Annotated in this window: 22 protein-coding genes and 1 riboswitch; of the genes, 8 read left to right on the forward strand and 14 right to left on the reverse strand. The window is 61.5% G+C overall.

All coding sequences use genetic code 11. The features are described 5' to 3' along the window. Positions 1-66: 66 nt before the first annotated feature. From cobF to cbiE, 6 genes are read right to left on the reverse strand one after another with little or no spacing between them, the layout of a single operon-like run. Positions 67-810 (reverse strand): precorrin-6A synthase (deacetylating), encoded by a 744-nt coding sequence (cobF, locus tag ACR0JA_RS00250; RefSeq protein WP_480568296.1) that lies wholly within the window; start codon positions 808-810, stop codon positions 67-69. Beyond that, positions 803-1,531, reverse strand: a complete 729-nt coding sequence (cobA, locus tag ACR0JA_RS00255) for a uroporphyrinogen-III C-methyltransferase (protein ID WP_480568298.1) — start codon at positions 1,529-1,531, stop codon at positions 803-805. Before cobA ends, cobF begins: the two co-directional genes overlap by 8 nt. After that, positions 1,528-2,856 carry a cobyrinic acid a,c-diamide synthase CobB gene (locus ACR0JA_RS00260; protein ID WP_480568301.1) on the reverse strand — a complete coding sequence of 443 codons (1,329 nt, stop codon included), beginning with the start codon at positions 2,854-2,856 and terminating at the stop codon, positions 1,528-1,530. The genes cobA and ACR0JA_RS00260 overlap by 4 nt, the downstream gene beginning before the upstream one ends. Further along, the gene (gene cobM / locus ACR0JA_RS00265) at positions 2,849-3,643 is read right to left on the reverse strand and encodes a precorrin-4 C(11)-methyltransferase (protein WP_480568304.1); all 795 of its coding nucleotides are present in this window, start codon (positions 3,641-3,643) and stop codon (positions 2,849-2,851) included. The genes ACR0JA_RS00260 and cobM overlap by 8 nt, the downstream gene beginning before the upstream one ends. Next, positions 3,640-4,008: a cobalamin biosynthesis protein gene (locus tag ACR0JA_RS00270; protein WP_480571083.1), complete on the reverse strand. Its 369-nt coding sequence runs from the start codon at positions 4,006-4,008 to the stop codon at positions 3,640-3,642. Before ACR0JA_RS00270 ends, cobM begins: the two co-directional genes overlap by 4 nt. Continuing rightward, positions 4,005-5,204, reverse strand: a complete 1,200-nt coding sequence (gene cbiE, locus ACR0JA_RS00275) for a precorrin-6y C5,15-methyltransferase (decarboxylating) subunit CbiE (protein ID WP_480568306.1) — start codon at positions 5,202-5,204, stop codon at positions 4,005-4,007. Before cbiE ends, ACR0JA_RS00270 begins: the two co-directional genes overlap by 4 nt. On the opposite strand from cbiE, the gene ACR0JA_RS00280 reads away from it, so the two are divergent. Next, positions 5,203-5,952 (forward strand): cobalt-precorrin-6A reductase, encoded by a 750-nt coding sequence (locus tag ACR0JA_RS00280; protein ID WP_480568309.1) that lies wholly within the window; start codon positions 5,203-5,205, stop codon positions 5,950-5,952. The two genes, cbiE and ACR0JA_RS00280, sit on opposite strands and share 2 nt — an antisense overlap. Here ACR0JA_RS00280 and cobJ read toward each other — a convergent pair. The 7 genes from cobJ to ACR0JA_RS00315 are packed head-to-tail and all read right to left on the reverse strand — an operon-like array spanning position 5,925 to position 13,875. Beyond that, on the reverse strand, positions 5,925-6,677 hold the full coding sequence (gene cobJ, locus ACR0JA_RS00285) for a precorrin-3B C(17)-methyltransferase (protein WP_480568311.1): 753 nt from the start codon (positions 6,675-6,677) through the stop codon (positions 5,925-5,927). The two genes, ACR0JA_RS00280 and cobJ, sit on opposite strands and share 28 nt — an antisense overlap. Continuing rightward, positions 6,674-7,402, reverse strand: a complete 729-nt coding sequence (locus ACR0JA_RS00290) for a precorrin-2 C(20)-methyltransferase (protein WP_480568314.1) — start codon at positions 7,400-7,402, stop codon at positions 6,674-6,676. The genes cobJ and ACR0JA_RS00290 overlap by 4 nt, the downstream gene beginning before the upstream one ends. Beyond that, entirely contained in the window at positions 7,399-8,028 is a 630-nt protein-coding gene (locus ACR0JA_RS00295) for a precorrin-8X methylmutase (protein ID WP_480568317.1), read from the reverse strand. The genes ACR0JA_RS00290 and ACR0JA_RS00295 overlap by 4 nt, the downstream gene beginning before the upstream one ends. Then, on the reverse strand, positions 8,028-9,149 hold the full coding sequence (locus ACR0JA_RS00300; protein WP_480568320.1) for a cobalamin biosynthesis protein CobG: 1,122 nt from the start codon (positions 9,147-9,149) through the stop codon (positions 8,028-8,030). The genes ACR0JA_RS00295 and ACR0JA_RS00300 overlap by 1 nt, the downstream gene beginning before the upstream one ends. Beyond that, on the reverse strand, positions 9,146-12,439 hold the full coding sequence (cobN, locus tag ACR0JA_RS00305; RefSeq protein WP_480568323.1) for a cobaltochelatase subunit CobN: 3,294 nt from the start codon (positions 12,437-12,439) through the stop codon (positions 9,146-9,148). The genes ACR0JA_RS00300 and cobN overlap by 4 nt, the downstream gene beginning before the upstream one ends. Positions 12,440-12,442: 3 nt before the next feature. Continuing rightward, positions 12,443-13,498, reverse strand: a complete 1,056-nt coding sequence (cobW, locus tag ACR0JA_RS00310) for a cobalamin biosynthesis protein CobW (protein WP_480568326.1) — start codon at positions 13,496-13,498, stop codon at positions 12,443-12,445. Further along, entirely contained in the window at positions 13,495-13,875 is a 381-nt protein-coding gene (locus ACR0JA_RS00315) for a DUF1636 family protein (protein WP_480568329.1), read from the reverse strand. Before ACR0JA_RS00315 ends, cobW begins: the two co-directional genes overlap by 4 nt. Before the next feature lie 94 nt (positions 13,876-13,969). Continuing rightward, a riboswitch (cobalamin riboswitch) is annotated at positions 13,970-14,175 on the reverse strand. Positions 14,176-14,282: 107 nt separating this feature from the next. Between ACR0JA_RS00315 and ACR0JA_RS00320 the strand changes: the two genes are divergently transcribed. From ACR0JA_RS00320 to ACR0JA_RS00350, 7 genes are all read left to right on the forward strand, one after another. After that, positions 14,283-15,278 carry an NAD(P)-dependent oxidoreductase gene (locus ACR0JA_RS00320; RefSeq protein WP_480571086.1) on the forward strand — a complete coding sequence of 332 codons (996 nt, stop codon included), beginning with the start codon at positions 14,283-14,285 and terminating at the stop codon, positions 15,276-15,278. Positions 15,279-15,410: 132 nt separating this feature from the next. Beyond that, a complete protein-coding gene (locus ACR0JA_RS00325; RefSeq protein WP_480568332.1) occupies positions 15,411-17,033 on the forward strand; it encodes a glycosyltransferase family 2 protein in 1,623 nt (540 codons plus the stop codon). Positions 17,034-17,387: 354 nt separating this feature from the next. Then, on the forward strand, positions 17,388-18,425 hold the full coding sequence (gene dusA / locus ACR0JA_RS00330) for a tRNA dihydrouridine(20/20a) synthase DusA (protein ID WP_480568335.1): 1,038 nt from the start codon (positions 17,388-17,390) through the stop codon (positions 18,423-18,425). A 28-nt stretch (positions 18,426-18,453) separates the two neighbouring features. Further along, entirely contained in the window at positions 18,454-19,278 is an 825-nt protein-coding gene (locus ACR0JA_RS00335; protein WP_480568338.1) for a sulfite exporter TauE/SafE family protein, read from the forward strand. Next, positions 19,272-20,057, forward strand: a complete 786-nt coding sequence (locus ACR0JA_RS00340) for a hypothetical protein (RefSeq protein ID WP_480568340.1) — start codon at positions 19,272-19,274, stop codon at positions 20,055-20,057. Before ACR0JA_RS00335 ends, ACR0JA_RS00340 begins: the two co-directional genes overlap by 7 nt. Positions 20,058-20,094: 37 nt before the next feature. Then, entirely contained in the window at positions 20,095-20,823 is a 729-nt protein-coding gene (locus ACR0JA_RS00345; RefSeq protein ID WP_480568343.1) for a SpoIIAA family protein, read from the forward strand. 288 nt (positions 20,824-21,111) lie between these two features. Continuing rightward, positions 21,112-21,312 (forward strand): hypothetical protein, encoded by a 201-nt coding sequence (locus tag ACR0JA_RS00350; RefSeq protein ID WP_480568346.1) that lies wholly within the window; start codon positions 21,112-21,114, stop codon positions 21,310-21,312. Positions 21,313-21,322: 10 nt separating this feature from the next. Here the strand turns inward: ACR0JA_RS00350 and ACR0JA_RS00355 are convergent, their stop codons facing one another. Next, complete coding sequence (locus tag ACR0JA_RS00355; RefSeq protein WP_480568349.1) at positions 21,323-21,556, reverse strand: DUF1289 domain-containing protein; 234 nt, start codon at positions 21,554-21,556, stop codon at positions 21,323-21,325. Positions 21,557-21,565 lie beyond the last annotated feature (9 nt).

Genomic DNA, 21,565 nt, shown 5'->3' on the forward strand with positions numbered 1-21,565 from the left:
CGTTTTATGCCAGAAATTCAGCCATTTGCGCACTCACAATCTCGTGCGCAGCTCAAGGTGACACCGTCAGGCCGGGCGCTTTGCAAGCAAGTAGATATCCATGATCCATCCGTGATCGGCCCGTGCCCTGGCGCGGGTGGCAAGGATCTCGTCCGAGACGTCAGCGAGCGGGCCTTGGATCAGGATTTCTTCTTTCATGCCGACATAGGCGCCCCACCAAATGTCATAATCGGCCATCTCAAGGTTCTGGAAGGAACATTCGCCGTCCAGCATGACCGCAACCTTGTCAGCGGCTACTGGCCAACCTTCGTCGCGGATGCGCCGCCCGGTCGTAACGACAAACGGCGCGCCGATCTCGTTGATCGGTATCGCATGCGCCGCGGTCAATGCCTGTAAAGCGGTGATGCCGGGGATAACGCGCATTTCAGGGCGCGGTTTCAGGCGCGCGGCAATCCGCAACGCGCTGTCATAGAGCGACGGGTCGCCCCAGATCAGCAATCCAACTTTCTTCGCCCCAGTGTGATCAGCAATCGCTGCCGCCCATCGTTCGGCAATGGCGTCGTGCCATTCGTCCACACCGCGCAGATAGCCGTCATCGGCCCGGCGCTTGGGAATGTCGAAATAGGCGATTTTGGGTTGCGCAGCGGCAACCCGCGCCATGATGTCCTCGCGCAGCCCAGCCAGATCGGCTTTGTTCTCACCCTTTCGGGGGATCAGGATCAGGTCGGCATCGCGGATCGCCTGCGCGCCTTGAACGGTCACATGGTCGGGGTTGCCGGTGCCGATGCCGATCAGGGTCAGTTCAAACATCGTCGAACTCCGCCAAAGGCCCATACAGGATGAGGGCGGGGGCCTTGCCGACCTCGGCACCCAACTTGTCCGATAGCGCGCCAACCGTTGACCGGAGCAGCGATTGCTCGGGCGTCGAAACGGATTCGGCCATCAATGCCGGAGTATCCAGCGGCAGGCCGTGCCGATGCAGGGCCTCGGCCAGCAATGGGAATGTCCGCTTGCCCATGAACACCACGGTGGTTGCCTGAGGATCAGCAAGCGCAGGCAGGTTCAGGTCGTCTGGAAGTTGCCCGCTGACGTCGTGGCCGGTGACGAATTGCACGCGACGTGCTGTCAGTCGCCGGGTCAGGGGAATGCCTGCCGCCGCTGCCGCCGCAACGGCGGACGGGATGCCCGGGATGATCTCATAATCGATACCGGCAGCCCGCAGCGCAACAAGTTCCTCTTCCAGCCGTCCGAACAATCCGCCGTCGCCGGACTTTAGCCGCACAACGCGCGCGCCAGTCTTTGCGTAATCCACCAACAGACGGCTCACGTGGTCTTGCTTGGGCGAGGGGCGGCCTGCCCGCTTGCCCACGCCAACCAAGTCGGCCTCCTCGCGCGTATGGGTCAGGATCGGGCCACTGCTGAGGTCGTCGAACAAAACCGCATCGGCCTTTTGCATCCGGTCCACCGCCTTGAGCGTCAGCAGTTCCGGATCACCGGGTCCGGACCCGATAAACGAGACGAACCCGCTCATACCACGGCCTCGGCAATCAGGTGAAAAAACGTACCGGTCACATTGCCGCGCATCGAGCCGGTTTGCGGCCCTTCCGCGCCTTCGGCGTCGAAAACCCGCGCGAGCGGAGCATCAGGTTGTTCGATGATCGAGGAATAGTGGAACTCATGCCCGCGCAACGCGGTTCCGGCAGCAAATCCTGGCATCGCCGTCAGCAGTTCGGCCCGGCGATACCCGAGGTTGAATTTGCGCTTTTCGTAGGACGTGACCAGCCCCAAAAGCCCGGCCATACGATGCCGGGTGCCGTCCTTGTCAATCAGACCTTCGCCCAAAGCCATGTAGCCACCGCATTCGCCATGAACAGGTTTGGATTCTGCGTGTTTGCGCAATCCAGTCAGGAAGTTATCTGCTCCGGCTAACACGCCGGCGTGCAATTCGGGATACCCGCCGGGCAACCAAACCAGATCGGCATCTATAGCCGGTGCCTCATCCGCAAGCGGAGAAAAGGGCAGAACCTCGGCCCCCGCTGCGCGCCAGCCTTCCAGCAGGTGCGGATAGGTGAAAGAAAACGCCGCATCGCGGGCCAGCGCGATCCGTTGCGCCGGAGGCCGCGGCAGCGCGGCTGACGATGGCCCCGTCGGGCCTGAGGAAGCCGCCCGTTTGATCGCCTCAAGATCCACATGTTCGCGCAGGAACGCCGCATAGCCGACAATCGCGCTTTCCAGATCGGGATGTTCGACGGCCTGGATCAGCCCCAGATGCCGCTCGGGCAAGGTAAGATCGCCTCGGCGGGGCAACACGCCCAGAACCGGCAGGCCTGCGCGTTCCATGCCCAGCCGGGTCAAACGCTCGTGCCGTGGACTGGCGCAGCGGTTCAGAATGACACCGGCGAAGGGAAGATCGGGATTGTACATCTTGAACCCCAGCGCCGTGGCTGCCGCCGATTGCGCCTGTCCGCCCACATCGAGCACCAGAACCACCGGCCAGCCCATCCTTTGCGCAGTCTCGGCGCTTGATCCGTGGCCAAGCTCACCGGGTTTGGCGACGCCGTCAAATAATCCCATCGAGCCTTCGGTCACGACGATATCAGCGCCTTCAGACTGCGCCGAAATCGCGTTCAGCAGCGGTTCGGCCATCGCCCAGCTGTCCAGATTGAACGAGGCGCGGCCCGCAGCGGCCCGGTGAAAGGCCGGGTCGATATAGTCCGGCCCGCTTTTGAACGGTTGCACCGTCAACCCATCCTCGGCCAATGCCCGCAGAAGGCCCAGCATGACCGTTGTCTTGCCGGTGCCCGACGAGGGCGCCGAGATCAGTATGCCGGGCGGGCTGGTCGTTGCCTCACTCATCTTCGGGGCTCCAGCTTGACCAGGGGCTATCCGCGCTTTGAGGGCGATAGCGGCGGTCATAATCCTTTGAATACAGGCAACTTTCGTCGAACCCTTCGCCCGCCAGCGCCGGGCCGACCATGATCAGGGCGGTGCGTGAGATGCTCTCGTCCAGGGCTTCTTTCAGCGTCTCCAAAGTGGCGCGGATGATCCGCTCATCCGGCCAACTGGCGCGATACACCACCGCCACAGGGCAATCGGCACCATAGGCAGGGGTCAGGTCCGCGGTCACCTTGTCCAGATTGCCGATCGACAGGTGAATGGCCAACGTCGCGCCGGTGCGGGCAAAATTTTCCAGCGTTTCGCCCTCGGGCATCGAGGATGCGCGCCCCGGCGTCCGGGTCAAAACCACAGATTGCGCCAGCCCGGGCAGGGTCAGTTCTGTGCCCAGAGCGGCAGCGGCAGCGGCAAAGGACGGCACGCCAGGAGTGACACTGACCGGAATGCCCATCTGTTTCAGGCGGCGGATCTGTTCTCCCATGGCCGACCAGACCGACAGGTCGCCGGAATGTAGCCTTGCCACATCCTGATCCTTTTGATGAGCAGCCTCGATTTCCGCCATGATCTGATCCAGATCCATCGGTGCGGTGTTGATGATCTTCGCACCCTCGGGGCAGTGGCCCAGTATCTCTTCCGGCACCAGCGATCCGGCATACAGGCAAACAGGGCAGGACGCGATGATATCGCGCCCGCGCAGGGTCAGCAGGTCGGCGGCGCCCGGTCCGGCACCAATGAAATGAACGGTCATGTCTGTCCTCCGATGGCTAGGGCGCAGGTGGCCAGCCGGTCGTCTGAGATAAATCTGGGCGATAAAAGCCGCGCACCGGTTCCGGCAGCGGCAAGAGCGGATGCCTCGGCCACGCTGCCAGTGCCATAGGTCGCGCGGCTGTGGTTCGAGCAGGTCAGGGTGCGTTGCCCCGCCAGATCGGCGGAGGGGATGAATAGCAGCGGCAATCTCGCGTCTGCGGCAAATTCGGTCAGCGCCGGATGCCCTTCTTTGTCGGCAACGGTGGCCAACGCATCGACGGGCTCACCGCTGGCGGCCAGATCGAACACGTGGCGCAAACTTTCAGCCGTCGCCGTCGACGAAAAACCGATGCCCGCAACGATCATAGCGTCACGCTCCACTGCACCACCGGGTAGGCGGATTTCCATCCGCGGCGTGACCCCAGGGCGGCTGACTGCGCCAGCTCAATCCTCAGCAGCTCGCCGCCCAGTTTCTCATGCCATTGCGCCAGCAGGGTTTCGCTCTCCAGCGTCACCGCGTTGGCGACCAGCCGGACACCCGCCTGAAGGTTCGCATGCAGCCAGTCGAGCAGGTCGGAACTAAGTCCGCCGCCGACGAAAACAACATCCGGGGCAGGCAAACCGGCCAACGCATCGGGGGCGGTGCCAAGCACCAGACCAAGCCGATCCTGCCCCAACGCGTCGGCATTGCGCCGAATGCGCTCGGCCCGGTCTGCGCGCGGTTCGATGCTTGTGGCGGTCAAAGTTGGATCGCACATCAGCCATTCGATACTGATTGATCCGGTGCCGCCGCCGATGTCCCACAGATGCTCGTTCCGTTGTGGAGCCAGCGCCGATAAGGTCAGCGCGCGTATTGGGCGCTTGGTGATCTGGCCGTCAGTTTCGAAAACCTCATCTGGTTTGCCGGACGCTTTGGGAAACGCGAGGCCCGCACCTTTGACGTCGATCCCGACGCAGACAGGGTGCTCGAACGATCCCTGCAGCGCCTCGGTCAGTGAAACGCTGCGCGCACGTTCCCGGGGGCCACCCATCGCCTCCATCACGTGCAATGTGGAATCGGCAAAGCCAGTTTCGGTCAGATAGGTGGCCAGTTCGGCGACGGCTGGCCCGTCGCGTAGCAGAACGATCGCCCGCAGCCCGGTTGATAGATGCGGTCGAAGCCGCGTCAGAGGGGCGGCGTGAAGGCCAAGCGTCAATGTGTTTTCCAATGGCCAACCCAGCCGCGCAGCGGCTAGCGAAAAGGTCGATTGCCCCGGCCGCGCAGTCCATTCGGAGGCTGCAAAGTTGCGTGCGATGACCGATCCCGCGCCGAACCAGAACGGATCGCCCGAGGCCAGCACAACCGTGCGCCGCCCGCGCAGGCCCGTCAGGATTGGCAGCCCATCGGCAAAGGGTGCCGGCCATTCTATCCGCTCGGCCGGTGTTTCAGAAATCAGCGACAAATGGCGGGGCGGGCCCATGATGATCTCGGCTTGGTCGAGCACTTGACGGCTTGCGGCGGACAGGCCATCCAGTCCATCCTCGCCCAAGCCCAGTACGGTCAGCCACGGAGCATCAGACATGACCAACCTCCTGCTTCTTGGCGGCACGACCGAAGCCAATGCACTGGCGCGAGCCCTGGCCGAGAGGGGTTTTCCTGCGATCTATTCCTATGCGGGACGCGTCGACAGCCCGCGTCCGCAACCTTTGCCCGTCCGCGTTGGCGGTTTTGGCGGGGCTGAAGGGTTGGCGCGATACATCCGCGAAAACGCGATAACGCACGTGATAGACGCCACGCATCCATTCGCGGCGCAGATGAGCCACAATGCGGTGGCGGCCTGCCAACAATCGGGCGTTGCGCTGGCCGCGTTGACCCGTGCCGCCTGGACGCCCGAGCCGGGGGACAAATGGCAACACGTGCCCGATATCGCGACAGCGGTCAGCGTGCTGGATGGTGAGCCGCGGCGCGTCTTTCTCGCCGTTGGCCGCATGTATCTGACCGACTTCGCGGCCCAACCCCAGCATCACTATCTGCTGCGGCTGGTGGATCAGCCCGACACTCTGCCGCTGCCGCATTGCGACATCGTGGTCTCGCGCGGACCGTTCACGGTTGATGGTGACCGCGCGTTGATCGCGCAGCATGGTTCTCAGCTGGTCGTGTCCAAGAACGCCGGTGGCACCGGCGCGCGCGCCAAGCTGGACGCCGCGCGGGCGCTGGGCGTGCCGGTGCTGATGATCGACCGTCCGGCCCTGCCGCAGAGGACCGAATTTTCGAGCGTATCGCAGGTTCTGGACTGGCTCGATCATTCCGGCGTGAACCTCGGGGTATAGACGATCGGAGTTCCGTCCCGCTCGATGACGCGGGTGCGAGACGAGCCCACAAGAACCACGGTCTGCATGTCCGCCATCTCTGCAGTCGCTTCTGCCAGCGTCGAAATGCGGATTGCCTCATCGGCGCGGGATATGGCGCGGGCGAACAGGATCAGGCGTTCGGGCTCACATTCTTCGCGCAAAATTTCCAGTGTCTTTTCAAAACCCTCTGGACGAGACTTCGAGCGTGGATTGTAAAAGGCCATCGAGAAATCCGCCTGCGCGGCAAGTCGCAGACGTTTTTCAATCAGCGTCCACGGCTTGAGGTTGTCGCTGAGGTTGATGGCGCAGAAATCATGCCCCAAAGGCGCACCCGCCCGTGCCGCCGCCGCCAGCATTGCGGTGATCCCCGGCAGAACATCGATGGGGATGTTGCGCCACGCGACCGGGCCGTTTTCCAACGCTTCGAACACCGCCGCTGCCATCGCGAATACACCGGGGTCGCCGGATGAGACCACAACCACGCGTTTCCCCTCGGCCGCCATTTGCAAGGCGTGCTGCGAGCGGTCGATCTCGACCCGGTTGTCGCTAGCGTGCAATGTAAGGCCGGGACGTTCGGCCACACGCGCGACATAGGGGATATATCCGACCACATCCGTGGCCTCGGTCAGCGCGTCGGTCACCTCGGGAGTTACCAACGCCTCAGCGCCGGGTCCAAGACCCGCGATCTTGACCCAGCCGCTCATGGTCGCCGCCCCTGACCATGCACGATGATGATCGAGAAATAAGGCGTGATCTTCTGGCAGGCTTCAGACAGTTTCGTGACCGTCTGGTTCGGCATTTGCGCGTATTCGACGATCCACGCGCGGTCATACAAACCGGCAGTTTTTAGCGCTCGTTTCACCTTGTTGATATTGCGCCCGATCTTCATCACCACCAGCGCGTCGGTCTGTGCCATGCGCGCGGCCAGCGTATCTTCGGGCAGGGTTCCGACCAACACGGTCAGCACGTCATCGCCCCAGGTAATCGGATCTCCGGTCGCAGTCCATGCGCCTGACATGCCGGTAATTGCAGGAACGACCTCTACATCAGCTTGGTCGCGCAACCTACTGTAAAGATGCATGAATGATCCATAAAAAAACGGATCACCTTCGCACAGGACAACAATCTCTTCACCCTGATCCGACAACGACTTTAGATGCGCAGCGCAGTCTTCGTAGAAGGCCGAGAGCAATTCGTTATAGCGCGGGTCCGACAGAGGGATTTCCGTTGTGACGGGGTATTCCATCGGGAACTCGACCGCGCCCTCGGGGATCATGCCATTGACGATTTTTCGCGCCTGGCCGCTGCGGCCCGGCTTGCGGAAAAAGGCAACGTGGCGCGCGTTGCGCAACAATCGGTCCGCCCGAACGCTCATCAGGTCCGGATCGCCGGGGCCAAGGCCCACGCCGTAGATCTTTCCCGCGCTCATTCGGCGCGGCTCGCGATGGCATTAACAGCCGCAACAGTGATGGCGCTGCCGCCCAAACGGCCCTTGACGATGCAGGACGGAACCGGTTGCGCTGCCCACAGCGCGTCTTTGGATTCAACTGCGCCAACAAAGCCGACCGGGCAGCCAATTATGGCGGCTGGGCGGGGGCAATCGGGGTCTTCCAGCATGTTCAGCAGGTGGAACAAAGCGGTCGGAGCGTTACCGATCGCGACCACAGCGCCGTCCAAATGAGGACGCCAAAGTTCCAACGCTGCGGCGGACCGCGTGTTGGACATTTCAGCGGCCAGAGGGCGCACGCGCTCATCATGCAGCGTGCAGATCACCTCGTTGTCGGCGGGCAGGCGGAACCGGGTCACCCCTTCGCTGACCATGCGCGCGTCGCACAGGAGCGGTGCGCCGCCTTCCAACGCGGTGCGCGCTGCGGGTACGAACCCGTCCGAGAAATGCACAAACTCCTCCAGCCCGACCATCCCGGCGGCATGGATCATGCGAACGGCGACCTGCTCTTCGTCGGTATTGAACCGGGCCAGATCGGCTTCGGACCGAATGGTGGCAAAGCTCTCCTTGTAGATCGCCGCGCCGTCGGTTTCGTATTCATAGGGCATCAGGTCAGGTCCATGGTCAGTAGTGTTTCGGGGCTCAGCCCGCGTTGGATGGGCTCATCCCCCGCGCGGCCCTGTTTGACAAGATCAAATCGTCCGTTGTTGCCCACCAATGTGATATCGGCGGTCCCCATTCGGGCGCAGCCCTTGGCGCAGCCCGAGACATGGAGAAGGCCGGAAACACGCGGTGCCATTGCACGGGCTAGGTCACGGGTTTCCACTTGCGCCTGCGGACAGAACGGCGCGCCGGGGCAGGCGTCGGTGGTCATCAGCGGATCGCTGCCCGATGTGACAAAGTCTGGTGCGGGTATCGCCGCCCCGCCTTCCAGCAGGAACAGTCGCCAAGGTGTCACCCGCAGGGCCGACGCGCCGCTGTTTTTGATCAGGTCAAAAAGCGCGCGCGCGGGCAAAGAGCCAAAGGCCGCACCAAAGAACGTTCCCAACTCGCACGCACCCGGGCGAAGCGCTGCACCGTTTGGACCCGGTGCAGAACCCTGCCAATCCGCCGGCAAGCCCGCGACCACGCGGGACATGCGGCGTGTCTCGGGCGTGTGCGTCTCGGCAAACCAATGGGCCAGCGCAATTGTTTGGTTGATGGCTGCGGCCTCGGACACGCAGCGTCCGGTCGCGGCCCCATCGGCGCGCAGGATCAGGCCATCGGGACCCATTTCCAGTCGAATATCCGCCGAGTCGGAGGTCAACAGGCGCTTGGGCCCGGTGTCGATTGCAAAGCCGAATTTGGCGGGAAGGCTCGGCAGTTCAGCCAGCCGGTCGATCAATTCCTGCGCCAGCCGCGACGTCAGATCCCCCGTCTGATAAAGCGGTGTGACCAGAATATTGCGGCGCATTTCGATGCCCGGTTCCGCATCCAACAGGTTCAGGGCGGCAAGCTCCGCAAGAAGCGCCTGATGATCACCCTCGTGAACGCCCCGGAGTTGCAGGTTGGCGCGGTTCGTCAGATCGATCGTGTCATTGCCAAAACGATCGGCCAAGTCGCACAGACCCAATATCTGTTCCGCATCCAGCCGTGCCAGCCGGGGGCGGACCCGCACCACCAGCCCGTCGCCCGACATCATCGGACGATGAGCGCCGGGGCACCAGCCTTGGACGACAGGGGCGCTCATCCCAACCCCTCCAGATCCGCGCGGATCGAATTGCGGCGGGTCTCCCACAACCCAGCCTCCAGCAGCGCGCGGAACCGATCCTGCATGGCCTGGTGCGCCTGCGGATTGGCTGTTTCCAGGAAGGAGTCAACCTCTTCATCACCCAGCGTGGCGTCGTGGTAGAGATCAAACAGGTGTGGTGCAACAGTGCCCGACAGATGCGCAAAGGATGCCATATGGTCCAGCGTTGCCGCGATTTCGGCAGCGCCACGGAACCCGTGACGCTGCATGCCCGAAATCCACGCAGGATTGGCGGCGCGGGCATGAACCACGCGGCTGATTTCTTCGGGCAGGGTGCGCGCGCGCGGGGTGTCCGGGTTGGTATTGTCCAGATGATACAGCTGCGCCGTACCTCCGGTGACCTTCTTTGCGGCGGCAAAACCGGCCTCGTGCGTGGCATAATCATTGGCCAGCAGCAGATCGGTTTCGGTCAGATCCTGAAGATGCACGAAACTGTCCGCGTTGGCGACGCGCTGCGTGATGCCATCGACGTCCTGCGTGATGTGCTCGCCTTCCAGCGCAAATGAACTTGCGTCCAGCCAAGCCTCGCCTGCCTGCGCGCGCGCCTCGTCGGTATAGGTCTCGGACAGGTGGGTCATGTTCAGACCATAGCTGCCAGGTGCTGGGCCAAAGACCCGCGCGGCAGGCCCTCGTCCTGCAAAGGGGTTCCAATCCGGTGCTTCGTCACGTCCACAGAGCGCGCGCACCGCTTGTCCGAACAGGGCCGAAAGCGTCGGGAACACGTCACGAAACAGGCCGGAGACGCGCAAAGTCACGTCCAGACGTGGGCGGCTAAGGTCGGTGATCGGCAGCACCTCGATGCCCGACACCCGCTCGGACCCTTTGTCCCAGACCGGTCTCACACCCAGCAAGTGCAGCGCCATGGCGAATTCTTCGCCCGCCGTCCGCATTGTGGCCGACCCCCAAAGATCGACGATCAGTCCCTTGGGATAGTCGCCTTCCTCTTGCAAATGCCGTCGCACCAATTCCTCGGCCAGTTTCACGCCCTGAGCATAGGCTGCACGGGTCGGGACCGAGCGCGGGTCAGTGGTGTAGAGGTTCCGACCTGTCGGCAGCACGTCCGAACGGCCGCGATAGGGGGAGCCGGAGGGTCCAGCCTCGATCCGTTTTCCGGTCAGTGCGCCCATCAGGCCCTCGCGTTCTGCATGGGCCGAGGGCGCGGGGTCGAAATTGCCCGTGACCTCAGGAACCCGGCCATAGATGTGCAGGCCGTCGCCAAACTGGCTTTCCTTGATGTCACAGACAAAGCGGTCGATGCGAGTGATTGCCTCGGCGGTGCAGGTGGCCTGATCGAGCCCAAGATCACGTTCCAGACCAATGGCCTGCGCCTCGTCCCTAATATCTGCTTGCAAACGGTCGCGGCGTTTGGGGTCCAGGCCATCGGCGTTCGAAAACTCATCCAGCAGCGATTCCAGCCGTACCATGCGGTCGGGTGTGCCGCTTTCCTTCAATGCCGGAGGGATATGGCCCAGCGTGACAGCTCCGATCCGGCGTTTGGCCTGCGCGGCCTCGCCGGGGTCGTTGACGATGAAGGGGTAGATCACCGGCAGATCGCGGATCAGCGCCTCGGGCCAGCACTCGGCGGACAGAGCGACCGATTTGCCGGGCAGCCATTCCAGCGTACCATGCGCGCCGATGTGGATCAGCGCATCCGCGCGCAGGCTTTCGCGCAGCCACAGGTAGAAGGCCACATAGCTGTGGCGCGGTGTGCGGGACAGGTCGTGATAGTCGTCATCACGCAGCTCGGGCGTGCCACGTTCGGGCTGCAGCGCGATCAGCGCCTTGCCGCGGCGCAGGGCGGTAAAATGGAAGGCGTCATCGGAGAAAGAAGGATCGTTCGAAGGCTCACCCCAAACGGTCTGCAAGTCTGCGCGCAATTGCTTGGGTAGGTTGGCCAATGCTTCAAGATAGTCGTGTAGAGACCATGAAATCCGCGCGTCCAAAAGCGTTTCAGCAATCGGTTCGGCAGGCGCGGTTTCATAGCCTTCGCATTGAAGATCGGCCAGCATTGCCTCGGCCGACGCCAACGCATCCAGACCCACCGCGTGGGCCATCTGCCAATCCTTGCCGGGATAGGTGGACAGCACCAGAGCGGGCACCTGATCCGCCTTGGGCTTGTTTTGCAAATTCAGCCAGCCGGTCACGCGATCAATGATCGCCTCGATCCGCTCGGGTTCGGCGCGGTGGGCAAAGCGGGAATATTCCAGATGCGGATCGCGTTTGCCCGGTTCTTTGAACGATGCAATGCCTGCCGAAATGCGACCGTCGACCTCCGGCAGCACCACATGCATGGCGAGGTCGGCAGGCGACAGGCCACGTTCCGCCTCGGCCCATGCCTTGCGGCGCGACGTGGCCAGCGCGACCTGAAACACTGGCACATTGGCAGCGTCCAGAGGCGAGGTGCCCGACGCGCCCTTTCCCGAGAACGAGGTCGCATTGATGATTGCCGACGGGTTCATCGCAACCACCTGTTCACGCAGCCAGTCTGCGGCTGCTGGCGCTTTGAGGGATGGTGCGAACAAGCCAATCGCTTCGAGCCCGCGCGCGCGTAAGCTGCGGATCAGGGCCGCGACCGGGGCGGTATCGGCGGAGGTCAAATAGGCCCGATAGAAGGTCACAAGGATGCGCCTTGCGTCGCCCGAGAACGCCTTGTCCGCCGGGATGACACCGCGATCCGGGCACCATGCGCCGCAGTCGGGTATGGTTTTCGCACCCATCACCGGCCCGGCGTACAACCCCGCAGCCAAGGCCATCTGCGCCAGGGCGGCCTGTGCCGCGACTTCTCCTCCGGTGTCGCACAGATGCGCCAGACGTCGCAGGGTAGAGACGGGCAGCGTGGAATAGTCGTCCAGCCGTGTATCCTCACGCCCATCGGCGGGCAGAACGGCCAGAGCAATGCCTTTTGCCTGCGCCAAGGCCAGAACCTGCTGCAAGCCATAGGCCCAATAGGGCACGCCCCCGATCAGACGGATCAGAATGCCTTTGGCCCCCTCCAAGGTCTGTTCGACATAGGTATCGACAGATAGCGGGTGTTTCAGCGCCGTCAGGTTGGCCAGCCGCAGCGTCGGCATCCGTCCCTCGGGACCACCTCCGCGATGCCAGCCCGCCGCGAAAGCGCCGAGGTCACTGTCGGAGAAGGACAGCACCACCAAATCCGCTGGGCTCTGGCCCAGATCGGTTGGGGTCTCGGTTTCCTCGAGCCCGTGGCTTTCGCGGAAGACGACGTGCATGGCTTACTCGGCGGCCTCTGGAACACCCACGAGGATACCGCGGATTTCGGCTTCCTTGATGTCGTCATGCTCTGCAATGACAACCAGACGCGAGCGGCGGTCTTCGCCCGGCTCCCACAGGCGGTCATATTGGTGACGAACGCGGGCACCAACGGCCTGCACCAGCAGGCGCATCGGTTTGCCCTGAACGGCGGCATAGCCTTTGACGCGCAATATGTTCAGTTCCTTGGCCAGACGTTCGATATTGGCAACCAGAGCCGCCGGATCAGACTGTTCGGGCAGTTCGACGATGATGCTTTCGAAGTCGTCATGCTCGTGATCGTGGTGACCGTCGTGATGGCTGGGGCGTGCCGCCATATCATCCTCTGCGGCCGCTTCCAAACCCAGAACAACGCGGACATCCACGGCACCTTCAGCCACTTCGACCACGGGCAACGGACGGGGCGCTTCGGCTGCGATGATCGCTTTGGCTTTGGTGACGCCTTCCGGGCCGGCCAGATCGGGCTTTGTCAGCAGGATAATGTCGGCGCAGGAAATCTGATCCTCGAACACCTCGGACAGAGGCGTTTCATGGTCGATCGAGTCGTCAGCCAGACGCTGAGCATCCACCGCCGCCACATTCGGGGCAAAGCGTCCGGCGGCGACCGCCTCGGCGTCAGCCAAAGCGATCACGCCATCAACGGTGATTTTCGAGCGGATATCCGGCCAATCGAAGGCTTTCAGCAGCGGCTTGGGCAGGGCCAGCCCCGAAGTTTCGATCAGGATGTGATCGGGGCGCGGCTCGAGCGCCATCAGCGCCTCGATCGTGGGGATGAAATCATCGGCAACGGTGCAGCAGATGCAGCCATTGGCCAGTTCCATGATGTTTTCCGCCGGGCAATCCGGGATGGCGCAGGATTTCAGGATGTCGCCATCCACGCCCACATCGCCAAATTCGTTGACGACCACAGCCAGACGCTTGCCCTGCGGATTCTGCAACAGATGCTTGACCAGCGTGGTTTTTCCCGCGCCAAGAAAGCCGGTGATCACAGTCACGGGGAGTTTTTCGAGATTGCTCATTTCAGGGCTCCATTAGGGGGAATGCGGGCCGCACAGTTTTTGCGGAAATGTTCGGGGCGTTCGCGCCATTTGACCAGACCGTCTTCGGTCGCAAGGTATTTGGTCGCGCCGTCAACGATCACATCAACATGATCGGTTTCGTTCAGATGTTCATAGACAAAGGTCCAGCGATCCGGGCCACCACGCAGCACGATCGAACACCCCTCGTCACAATTCGACAGGCACTCGACAGCTTTCAGGGTGATGCCCTCGGGCAGGCCAGCCTGTTCTAGCGCTTGATGCAGCAATGTACCGGGGCGCTGTGCGTCATCTTCAACGGGCAGCCCGCGACGGCAGGTGGTGCAAACCAACAGTTCGACCGGAGCGGTCTCGGTCATGTCTCTCATCCCCCCAAATCCTCTTCGTGGGGGACGGGGTTTCATGCGGGCCACGTATTGCGACATGGACCCGACACCGGAACACCCCGTCCGGTTTCAACTTCGGGTGTTGGCAGGTCTCCCGGCTTGCGGATGTCAGAGGGTCACTCTGGCAGGTGTCCCGCCTTCCCGGCCATAAGGCCAGTGGCATTGGGCACCTTCTCCGGTCACGGTCGCGGGGGCGGCTGCGTTTGACGGAAGAACCGCTGACGCATTCCCTTTTCATCTGCTGCTGCAGACACCAACGGATCGGACATGCGGCACCAGCGGGCGCGTTGTCAAGCGTGTCGCGCTCACGGATTGCACAGGGTGATGAAAAACGACCTGCCAGCGTCGTTCGGCGGCATGATTTGCGTTGGTACATCGTGCTGCCATGGTCGAGAAATTCGAATGCGGAGTATCGGACTATGAAAGTAGGGTTCATTGGCCTTGGAAATGTTGGCGGAAAGCTTTCGGGCTCGCTGCTGCGCAACGGGATCGATCTGACGGTTCATGATCTGAACGCGGATCTGGTCGCCGAGTTTGTGGCCAAAGGGGCCAAAGCGGCCGAAAGCCCAGCGCAACTGATGCGTGACTGCGACGCGGTCATTACCTGCCTGCCTTCGCCCGCTGCCTCGGATGCGGTGATGCAGGAGATGCTGCCCGAGGTCGGACCGGGCAAAATCTGGATGGAGATGTCCACCACAGATGAGGCCGAGGTCAAGCGTCTGGGCGCAATGGTGATCGAACAGGGCGGTGCTGCGGTGGATTGCCCGGTTTCGGGGGGCTGTCATCGGGCCGCGACGGGCAATATCTCGATCTTTGCAGGCTGTGATCGCGAGACATTCGAACGCATCCTGCCGTTTCTGACCACGATGGGGCGGCGCATCCTGCATACGGGCGAGCTGGGCTCGGCCTCGGTACTGAAAGTGATGACAAATTATCTTGCTACCGCCAATCTGATCACCTGCGCCGAAGCTTTGGTCACCGCCAAGGCCGCCGGAATGGACCTGAACACGACCTACGAAGCGATCAAGATCTCGTCGGGCACCTCGTTCGTTCACGAAACCGAAAGCCAGGTTATCCTCAATGGCTCGCGCGATATCTCATTCACGATGGATCTTGTGAAAAAGGATATCGGCCTGTTTCAAGAGGTTGCCGACCGGGCCGGAGTTCCCCTTGAAATCAACCCCTTGATGATCAAGATCTTTGAAGACGGCATCGCCCGGTTTGGTGACCGCGAGCTTTCGCCGAATATCATCAAGCGACTGGAAGAGGCGACTGGCCTGGACATTCGCGCACCCGGATTTCCGGCCGAGATGGCCGATGATGAACCCGAAGAGCCAGGCTATGAGGTCGTTCCGGCGAACCGGCAGGCTGTCTGAGGGCGGCGCGCTTTCGTTGTCGGTGGTCCAACCCAGGCGCCTTTGGGCTGCCTTCCGGGTTGGACAAAAACTTAAGGCTATTTTAAACACATAACCAATAGTCCGTAAGTGGCACAGGCAAGCGAGCGTAATATGACGGATGAGACCTTTCTCATCGTGACAACGATGAAGAACGAAGGACCTTTCATGATCGATTGGGTGGCCTATAACCGCTCAATCGGATTTGATGACATTCTGATCTATACCAACGATTGCTCGGACGGGACCGCGGCCATCGCTGACCGCCTGCAAGAATTGGGCTGGGCCCATCACGAACGCAACCCTGTCAGCCCCAAGGAAAAGCCACAGACGGTCGCGTTTTCCAAAGCCCGACGCCACCCTAGCTATCTGGCCTCGGACTGGATACTCAGCCTGGATGTCGACGAATACATCAACATTCGCGTCCCCGGCGGTGATATCCGCAGTTTCGTCCGCGCCAGTGGTGATGCCGACGCGATCTCGATGTGTTGGCGCATGTTCGGGCAGGGGGGGCAGCGTGAGTTCGTAGACCGCCCCGTGCCCGAGACCTTTTTTCACGCAGCGCCAGAGCACAAATATCCGCATCAGAAGGCGAAGGGTTTCAAGACGCTGTTCCGCAACAATGGCAAGTTCAACCGGTTCCGCGCCCACAGACCGCGCATAGACGAGCAACACGCGCCCAACCCCGAGGCACCTTATGAAAATGTACTGTGGCGCGATGCGGGCGGGAACGAGTATCCCGCCGATCAGGTCAAATGGCGCGCTTGGCGCGGGTTCAGCCACGAATATGCGCGTATCCATCACTACGCCGTTCGCAGCACCGACAGCTTTCTGGTAAAACGTGATCGTGGCCGCACCAACCACATCAGCCAGGATCAGGGGCTGGATTATTGGAACATGATGAACCACAACAATGTCGAGGATCGCTCGATCCTGGGGCATATGCCTGGCATGCACGAGATGCGTGCAAAGATGATGGCTGATGAAAAGCTTGTCGAACTTCACGAACGCGCCTGCAACTGGCACAGAACCAAAGCCGGAAAGCTCAGGCGGCGCGCGGATTGGACCGATTTTGTTACGGCCCTGCAAACCCCGCTGGACGAGCCGGAAAAGGCCGCTGAACCGGTCGCGGACCCTGTCACCGCACCCGTGCGACGCGGCAAGCGCGCCATGCAACGCGAGCGCAAGGATGGCCTGCGCCGCGAGTTGCTGGAACTGATGCCAAAGGGCAAGCTGAGCATCGAGATCGGCGTCTGGAAGGGCGAATTTTCCGAGATCCTGCTGGAAGGGTTGCAACCGTCCAAGCTTGTTCTCATCGATCCCTGGGGCGTTCAGGAAGACTCGGGCGATGGCGTCTCGCTTGCCGGAGCGCGCAGCAAGAAAGACATGGATCGCATCTACGAATCCGTCAAGGAAAAGTACCGCGATGAGATTGCCTTGGGTAAGGTTTCAGTGATCCGCGATTTTTCGGTCCCGGCGATGGACCAGTTCAAGAATGGAAGTATCGGTTTTGCCTATGTGGACGGCGACCATTCCTACGAGGGCGTCAAGGCCGATCTGAAGGCGATCCTGCCCAAGATGATGGTCGGCGGCGTCATCATGCTGGACGATTATCACCGTAAGGGATGGTGGAAAGACGGTGTCATGCGCGCTTTCCACGAGTTTTTGGGTGAGAATTCGGCAGATGTACGCCTCAAGGCGATTAAAGGCGCGCAGGTCGCGGTGCAAAAGATCTAGGTCTCTTCCGGCTTTGAAATGATCCAGAACGAGCGGCAATGCACAGAGGTCAAGCCAGGACGCTCATTGGGTTTTTTCGATATCGTCCAATATGGGCGTTGGTTTACGCTTACACATTTGGCGTTATGAACACGGAAACCTGCGACACCTTGATTGCGGCTTTCTTCAGTAATGAGCGGTCGGGCTTGGCTGCCGATTACTCTGGCTCAGCCAGATACCGAGGCACACATGGATGATTAGGCCCGCAGACGGGGCGGTGTTCTGTTGGTTCAGTTGTGCTACACGGTAGCAACTCAGAATCGAAAACCGCCAAATGTCCTGGCAATACGATCGGATACCCCGGAACGTCGTGCCATGTGGAAATTTGGGGGCGAGGTTAATATTTTGAAAAATAACGTGAAAACCGCTTCACGCCTTTCGGTGGCGCCGATGATGGACTGGACCGACCGCCATTGTCGCTTCTTTCATCGCCTGCTCAGTGCGCAGAGTTTGCTGTACACCGAGATGGTGACAGCGCCTGCGCTGGTGCGGGGCGGAGCGGTGCATTTGCTGGACTACAACCCGCAGGAACATCCCGTGGCATTGCAATTGGGGGGATCTGATCCGCAGGAATTGGCGCGGGCTGCCCGACTGGGGGCCGAGGCGGGGTATGATGAGATCAACCTGAACTGCGGGTGCCCTTCTGATCGGGTTCAGTCGGGTACGTTTGGGGCCGTTTTGATGAAAGAGCCAGAGCGCGTCGCCGATTGCGTCAGAGCGATGCGCGAGGCGGTGGACGTCGAGGTGACTGTCAAATGCCGGATCGGCGTGGACGATCAGGACCCTGCCAAGGTGCTGCCTGACTTTCTGGGCAAAATCCAGGCGGCTGGGTGCGCGCGGGTCACCATCCACGCGCGCAAGGCGTGGCTGCAAGGGCTCAGCCCCAAGGAAAACCGGGATATCCCACCGTTGGACTATGACCTTGTTCACCGGATGAAGGCCGAATTCCCCGATCTTCATATCTCGATCAACGGGGGCATAACCACGCTCGCGCAGGCGCGCGCGCATCTTGAGGCAGGGTTGGACGGGGTTATGATCGGGCGTGCCGCCTATCATCAGCCTGCCGAGGTTCTGGCCGATGCGGACCGGCAGATATTTGGTGCGGGAGGCAGTGTCGACCCCGTCGATGTCGTGTACCAGATGGTGCCCTATATCGAACGTCACCTTGCCAAAGGTGGGCGGTTGCATCAGATCACCCGGCATATGCTGGGTTTGTTCGCAGGGCGTCCTGGCGCGCGCGGCTGGCGTCGTGCGCTGTCCGAGGGTGCCGTGCAAGAGAATGCTGGCCCCGAAGTGATGTTGCGTGCTTTGGAAAGCGTGGTACCTCTGTCGCAGGTGGACAGGGCGGTTTAGGACGGCCCCCGGCCGGGATGGGAGACGAATGCCCGAGACGATGTTGCTGGCCCAGATGCTGGGCCTTTTGCTTGTGATCGGCGCTTTTGCCGGGGTTTTGGCCGGGTTGCTTGGCGTTGGCGGAGGCATCGTTCTGGTGCCTGCATTTTTCTATGCCTTTCAGACGCTTGGGTATGGTGGCCCGCAGCTGATGCAGATGTGTCTGGCGACATCTCTGGCAACGATCATCGTCACCTCGGTTCGATCGGTGATGAGCCACAACAAAAAGGGCGCGGTGGATTGGGACATCCTGCGCAGCTGGGGGCCAGGGATTGCTGTTGGGGCGGTCATAGGCGTCCTTGTCGCGTCATATCTGCGGACCGAAGTGTTGCAGGCTCTGTTTGGCGTGCTCGGCATGGTCATCGGCGCTTATCTGGGGCTGGGCAGGTCAGAATGGCGCTTGGGCGATGCGATGCCGAAAGGTTTGCGCCGGGGCGCCCTGTCGCCGTCGGTTGGGTTTTTGTCGGTGCTGATGGGCATCGGCGGTGGCAGCTTTGGCGTGCCGCTGATGAGCCTTTACAACACGCCGATCCACCGGGCGGTGGCGACCGCTGCGGGGTTTGGCGTGATCATCGCCGTGCCATCGGTGCTGGGTTTTCTGTTTCTGTCCATCGCGCCCGAGCATCGCCCACCGCTGACGGTTGGCGCGGTGAACCTTGTGGCGTTTGGGATCGTGATCGCGATGACGATGACCACGGCCCCGTGGGGGGTGAAACTTGCGCACGCTATGGACCCCAAGCCGCTACGTCGGGTGTTTGCAGTGTTCTTGACGCTGGTCGCACTGAACATGCTGCGCAAGGCACTGGGATGGTAGATGCGTTTCAGCAGAAGGGCTGGGCGACTTTCGAGCATGATCCGGCTTTAGCCCGCTGGGTGGCGCAGGTGCTGCCTGTGGCGCGGGCAGCAGTGACTGATCCCCGGAATGCTGCCTGGCACGATTGCGAAGGCACGTGGTTCATAGGCGTCGACGCGCTGGACAACGACGCCGACGGTCGGGTGGACGGCTCGCAACCTTTGTCCGGACATGCCCTGGATTTCGTCACCGGGCTGTATGGCCAGATTGCACTGCACAAAGCTCAGGTCTCGGTGATCTACCCAGGCTATCCCAAACCGCGACGCGGCGAGAGCGACGCGGCTGCCCGCTACCGCGTACGACGCGATGCGGCTCATGTAGATGGGCTGAAGCCAACCGGGCCTGACCGCAGGCGGCACGTGGACGAACCACATGCCTGGGTTCTGGGTATACCGCTGACCGAGGCCAGTACCGATGCCGCACCATTGGTGGTGTGGGAGGGCAGCCATAGGATTTTGGGCGACGCGTTTCGGCAGGCTCTGGCCGGCATCGTGCCGGACGCTCTGGACCGGACCGATCTGACAGAGATTTACAAGGCAGCGCGTCAGCAGGCATTTGAACGCTGTCCGCGCGTCGAACTGCCTGCCAGGCCGGGTGAGGCTTATGTGCTGCATCGCCATAGCCTGCACGGGGTTGCTCCGTGGGGTGCGGAGGCCAGCGCCGGGCCCGATGGACGGATGATCGCCTATTTCCGCCCCGAGATGCCGGGCGGAGTGGCCCAATGGATCGAATCCCCGTAACCTCCTGCCATTGCTAGGATTCGGAAGGTTATTTTGGATGATTACGGTACAAACAAATTCCGACGGCGCGCTTATTGAGGTCGAGCTGTCTGGCGAAGTGACTAGCGCCGATTACGCAAACACTCTGGTGCCTGCGATCGAAGCCGCACTTGCGGAACACGATGCGGTGCGTCTGCTGGCCATCGTGACCCCCGAGTTCAAAGGCTATGACCTTGGCGCTGCGTGGTCCGATACCAAACTTGGCCTCAGCCATTGGCGTGGATTCGACCGGATCGGTGTCGTTGCGGATCAGGGTTGGGTGCAGACCAGCATACGTCTGGCCGCGCCGATTCTGCCTTGTCCGGTGCACGTCTTTTCGATGAGCGAGTTGGAATCCGCCCGCCGCTGGCTGCGTGAATCTCTGGGTGCAATCCATGTAACCGATCTGGGCGGTCCGTGCATTCAGATCAGCCTGATGGGAAAACTCGACCCCGAGGAATACAAGCAAGCGCAACGCGATCTGGACACGCTGCTGAGCGATCGCGAGGGGTTTCGCCTGCTGATCGATCTGCGGGAATTTGATGGCTGGCAGGGTTTGACAGCCCTTGCAGCGCATTTCCGGCTGGCGGCGGGGCATATCGGAATGCTGGATCGCGCCGCGATTGTCGGCGATCAGGGCTGGCAGAAAATGGCCCAGCGAATGGCCAGTCATGTGCTGGGAACACGGACCGAGTATTTTCCAACAGACAGATTCGAAGACGCCAAAGCGTGGCTTGCGGCCGGGTAGCTCAAAATCGCTAAAGCAATTGGAAACAATACCTTGCAATCAGTAGTTGTTGTGCATTTTTTAAGTTACGCAACGGAATGTCTGAAACCAAAAACCTGTTCTTGACTGGTCGGTCAAATAACTTAATTTTCCGTTAACTCCCGCATTGTTGGGGGCAGAATTTGAACCTGAATAGCACCGCTGTGGGCCACCACTCACTCGTATCTTTGGCCTGCGGCTTTTACCCCCTCGAAGTCCCGGGGCCACGCTCCCGCAGCGGTGCGCGCGAGTTTGTTTATGGGAAATTACATGACGCTGCGCAGGATCTTCAACCGCATAGTCGCGATAGGCAATTCCAACGGCAGCGCTAATCTTGAGGCAATCCCGCCGTCGAAACTGCGGGTAAGGCGGACAATCGTTCAGACCGAATTGGTGGCGTTGTTCCACGACGATTTGCAGGCGCACGACACCGTTCGCCACCCGACATTGGACCAGCAGCCGAAACCCTAAACTGTTGAGGTCAGGACCCGCTGAGGCGTGCCGCTCGCCCACCGCGCCGCTTGGTAAGGCGAGGTTTGCGGTCAGGCAATTCCTGCATGATTTCGGCGCGCTCGGTGCTGTCCATCTTGGACCAGCGCGCGATCTCATCAACGGTGCGATAGCAACCGGTGCAGATGCGCTCGGTCGGGTGCACGACGCAGATCTGGATACAAGGGCTTTCGACCTCATTCCGTTTCCAAACCATATTCGTCATCAGCGTATT

This window comes from Ruegeria sp. AM4 (genome assembly GCF_056540665.1).